The organism is Bacteroidales bacterium (genome assembly GCA_018334875.1).
Classification (GTDB): Bacteria; Bacteroidota; Bacteroidia; order Bacteroidales; family UBA12077; genus JAGXLC01.
In genome coordinates this window covers 1-4,063 of the sequence record JAGXLC010000367.1, presented here as the reverse complement: position 1 = coordinate 4,063, position 4,063 = coordinate 1, and the positions used below count along the sequence as shown (strand labels likewise).

General features: G+C 47.5%; 3 protein-coding genes. 2 read left to right on the top strand and 1 reads right to left on the bottom strand.

Annotated features, from left to right (window positions below; all coding sequences use genetic code 11):
• Positions 1–1,202, bottom strand: a 1,202-nt coding sequence (locus KGY70_18170; GenBank protein ID MBS3777128.1) for a hypothetical protein, incomplete at its 3' end; no start/stop codon positions are given.
• Positions 1,203–1,413: 211 nt separating this feature from the next.
• Here KGY70_18170 and KGY70_18165 point away from each other — a divergent pair.
• Together KGY70_18165 and KGY70_18160 are read left to right on the top strand one after the other, a co-directional pair.
• Positions 1,414–3,033, top strand: a complete 1,620-nt coding sequence (locus KGY70_18165; protein MBS3777127.1) for an arylsulfatase — start codon at positions 1,414–1,416, stop codon at positions 3,031–3,033.
• A 260-nt stretch (positions 3,034–3,293) separates the two neighbouring features.
• Positions 3,294–4,063, top strand: a 770-nt coding sequence (locus tag KGY70_18160; protein MBS3777126.1) for a sulfatase-like hydrolase/transferase, incomplete at its 3' end; no start/stop codon positions are given.

The window sequence follows — 4,063 nt, the reverse complement described above, 5'->3', positions numbered from 1 at the left end:
AGAGAGCCACTGTGCGTTGAGTTGAAGCCAACCATATCGCTATCCGGGCTCCAGCGGGGATGCAGGTCACACCTCCAGCCAGACCGGTATTCGGATGGCTGATGAAAACGAGCCAATGGCAGTACCGCCTGGTTGTCCATATTCATCAGAAATAACTGTTGTTCACGAAGCCCGTTGGGATAGGTATCGGTAATGAACCATTCTCCGTTGGGGGAGAAGGTCCCGTGGCCGTCATAATCCAGAAGGCCCCCGCCAAGTCTCTGATAATCCTTCCGGCCGGCAGTGAACATCACGTGGCTGTACACTTCTTCTTTATAATTGGCCGTGATCATTAGTGTATCCCCGTTAAGCCAGTCGAAATGGGAGCCACCCCAGCCTTCGGGAAAGCATTTTTGTAGGTTGCTGCCTTCGCGGTCAACCACGAAAGCCGTTGTATTGCGTTCAGGAATGGCACGGGCCAGCCACATGATCTTGCTGCCGTCTTTGCTGAACAGGGTGTGGTTGAAGTATTCCAGGCCGTCTTCAGGAATTTCGGGTACCATTTCCTGTATATCGGCTATGGAGACCAACAGTTCTTTGTCTCCTGTTTCCAGATCCACCAGGAACAGTCCGTCGTCTTCAGGGAACCGTTCGTTTTTGAGGGGGTCTTGTCCCTGCCCGCCATATCCATAGTCTTCGCGTGTAATGCGCAACCGTGAAAAATTGATGCTTACCGCCTTTTTCCCGTCCGGTGCCACGGCGCTAACCGGGAAAGGCAGTGTTCTAACCTCCTCTTTGGAGTGAACGTTCATGACCACTGAGACAAATCGCCCATCCCTCAGATCGTTAAACACGATCAATGAATCGGGAGAGCTACCCAGCCAGTGAGCCATACATCCCTGCTGGAAATTCCAGGCCCTCGTTTTTGTCAAAGGGATAAATTTTTTGGTCTCCATGTCTATCATCCCCAACGTGGCCGGATCATTTTCAGTAGGCAGGCTGTGCCGGATGTCTGTTTCCAGTACAGTTGCAAATCGCTGGTCGGCGCTCCATGAATTGATGCCATAATAGCTGGCAAACAAATGTTCTTCGGGTCCGTCGGTGAGCTGCACCGGCCCGGATACTTCCGGAAACTGATCTTCCTGTTTTGTCTCTTTTTCCTGTGTGCAGGAAAGCCCTAACAGGCCAAGGGCCATGAAAATGGTTATGATTTGCTTTTTCATAATGCGGTAATTTGATTGCTTTGAGTTTTCCAAGATAGGATTTTATATTGAAAAAGGCAAGGGTGGGATGAAGTTGTTTGTTAATAGGTAAAGGGAAAATAAACATCCTGTTAGATGATAATTCACCGATAAAGTTGTAAATTTCCAATATCCTTAATATATTAGTTTGGATTATTCGGGTTAGAAATGTAAAGCAAAACCTATAAATGCCATGACAATCCTTTCCAGATTACCTTTAAGCGAGCGATCCATCAAAACGGTGCGGATACTCATTATACTGACTGTTTTTTGTATGATACGTCTGAACGGTAAGGCGGCTGAGCCGGGGAACGACGAACGACCGAATATTGTCCTGATCCTGGCCGATGATATGGGTTACAGCGATATCGGTTGCTACGGAGGGGAGATCAACACCCCCAACCTTGACCGGCTGGCCGAAGAGGGCATGCGGTTCACCCAATTTTACAATACCTCCAAGAGCGCTCCCACCCGCGCCAGTCTTCTTACCGGACTTTACCATCAGCAGTCCGATTTGCTAAGGGATACAACCAACAACCTAACCCTGGCTGAGGCTTTAAAAAAAGCAGGCTATTCCACCATGATGTCCGGTAAATGGCACCTGGGTCATTGGCAGGATGAACAAGGAACTCCTGTTGACCGGGGATTTGATCGTTTCTTTGGTTTTCTGGGAGGCGCCATCAACTTTTTTACAGGAGAGGATTTTGGCACGGGCGAGAATTACATGCGGCTGGGCAGGAAACCTTATGATGTGCCGGATGATTTTTATTCCACCGATGCTTTTACGGATTATACCCTTCAGTTTCTGAACAACCGGCAAAAGGATAAACCGTTCTTTCTGTATCTGGCCCACAATGCACCCCATTTTCCCCTGCAGGTTCCTCAGGAAGAGATCGAAAAATATAAAGGAAAATACTCCATGGGATGGGATAAGCTTCGGGAGCGGAGATACGAACGGATGAAGAACCTGGGGCTTATAAAGCCTGAATGGGAGCTGTCAGAAAGGGATCCCATTGTTCCTTCCTGGAAGTCGCTAAGCCGGGAAGAAAAAGAGGAGGAACAACTGCTGATGGCCACCTATGCAGCTATGATAGATCGCCTGGATCAGCAGATCGGAAGGCTGATGGACTATCTGGAGCGCAAAGGTCTGGCCGGTAATACCATTGTCATGTTTCTCTCCGACAACGGCGGATGTCCCTACGATTTCAACCGGACACCCGATCTTCCCCCGGGGCCTGCCGAATCATACCGAACGTATGACAGTGAATGGGCCAATGCATCCAACACACCTTTCCGACTCTATAAACAGTGGGTCCATGAGGGTGGCATCTCCACCCCGATGATCGTTCGCTGGCCCGGAGTGGTGGAGCCGGGAAGCCTGACCCGTAAGCCTGCCCAGCTTATCGATATTATGCCTACCCTGCTTGAGGCTGCCGAAGCTTCTTATCCCGATACTTACCAGGGCAATAACATTCTTCCTATGGAAGGCAAGAGCCTTATGCCCCTGTTTAAAGGGAATGAGTATATTCCACGCCAGCCCATGTTCCGGGAATTCCGCGGAAGTCGTGCAGTGAGAAAAGAGCAGTGGAAACTGGTAGCTGAACGGGGCAAGCCGTGGGAATTGTATAACATTGAAGCGGATAGGAGTGAGACCAATAACCTGATCAGTGAGCATCCGGACCTGGCAGAAGAACTGGAAAGTCTTTATAACCGATGGGCAGAACGCACAGGAGCCCGGACAAACCAGGAGGCCCTGGAGATGGGTCCCAACCAGCAGGACCGGTATTTTGATTATGAGCGGGAAAGACAGTGATTTGATAGGTCTTCCCGTCGTGATGTCTTAAAGAGATTAATTAGTGTTTGTCCATAAAGTCAGAGATATTTGAAAGAGTCTCGTCTAGAATGTTCGCTGGCAAGGCTTGCGAGTTTTGGATGACAGGAGTTTACTTGATGTAATCGACTGTCATTCAAAACGAGCGTAACGCAGCCAGCGGATATTATAGACAGACTCTAATTACTGGATTTTTACAATGGAGGTATTACAGTTATGAATTATAATAAAAACTTTTGAAAATGAAATTTATAGAGATTTTTCAGCGCTATTACTTATTGGTATTGCCTTTTTTCATCATAGGTTGTAATAACAAGGAAAAGGATAAAAAAGATCTTCCCAATATCATAATGGTCATGGCTGATGATCAGGGTTGGGGAGATGTCGGTTACAATGGACATCCCGAGCTTAAAACCCCAAATTTAGATGAAATGGCCGGGGAGGGTTTGCAATTTAACCAATTTTATGCCCACGCCCCGGTTTCTTCCCCTACCCGCGCAAGTTTTTTGACTGGCCGTCATCCCAACCGAATGGGAGTATTTAAATGGGGAAACCTGATCCGTCCCCAGGAGATAACTGTTGCCGAAGTGCTTAAAAAAGCAGATTATGTGACAGGTCATTTTGGAAAATGGCATGTTGGATCGGTATATGAAGATTGTCCTACGAATCCCGGTGCCAATGGTTTTGATGAATGGTTGTCAGCGCCCAATTTTTACGATAACAATCCCATTCTTTCCCGCGAAGGAACTGCAGTTCAAAAACATGGGGAAAGCTCCGTTATTGCTGTGAATGCAGCTATTGAATTCATTCGGAAACATCACGAAAGCGCTCAACCGTTTTTTTCTGTTATCTGGTTTGGCTCGCCTCATGGGCCCCATATAGCTATAGAAAGAGACAAAGCACTTTATCCGGATTTGGATGAGGAATTACAGAATTTTTATGGGGAAATTACCGGGATTGACCGTGCTGTTGGGAAACTCAGAGAAAAATTGAGAGCAATGAATATTGAAGA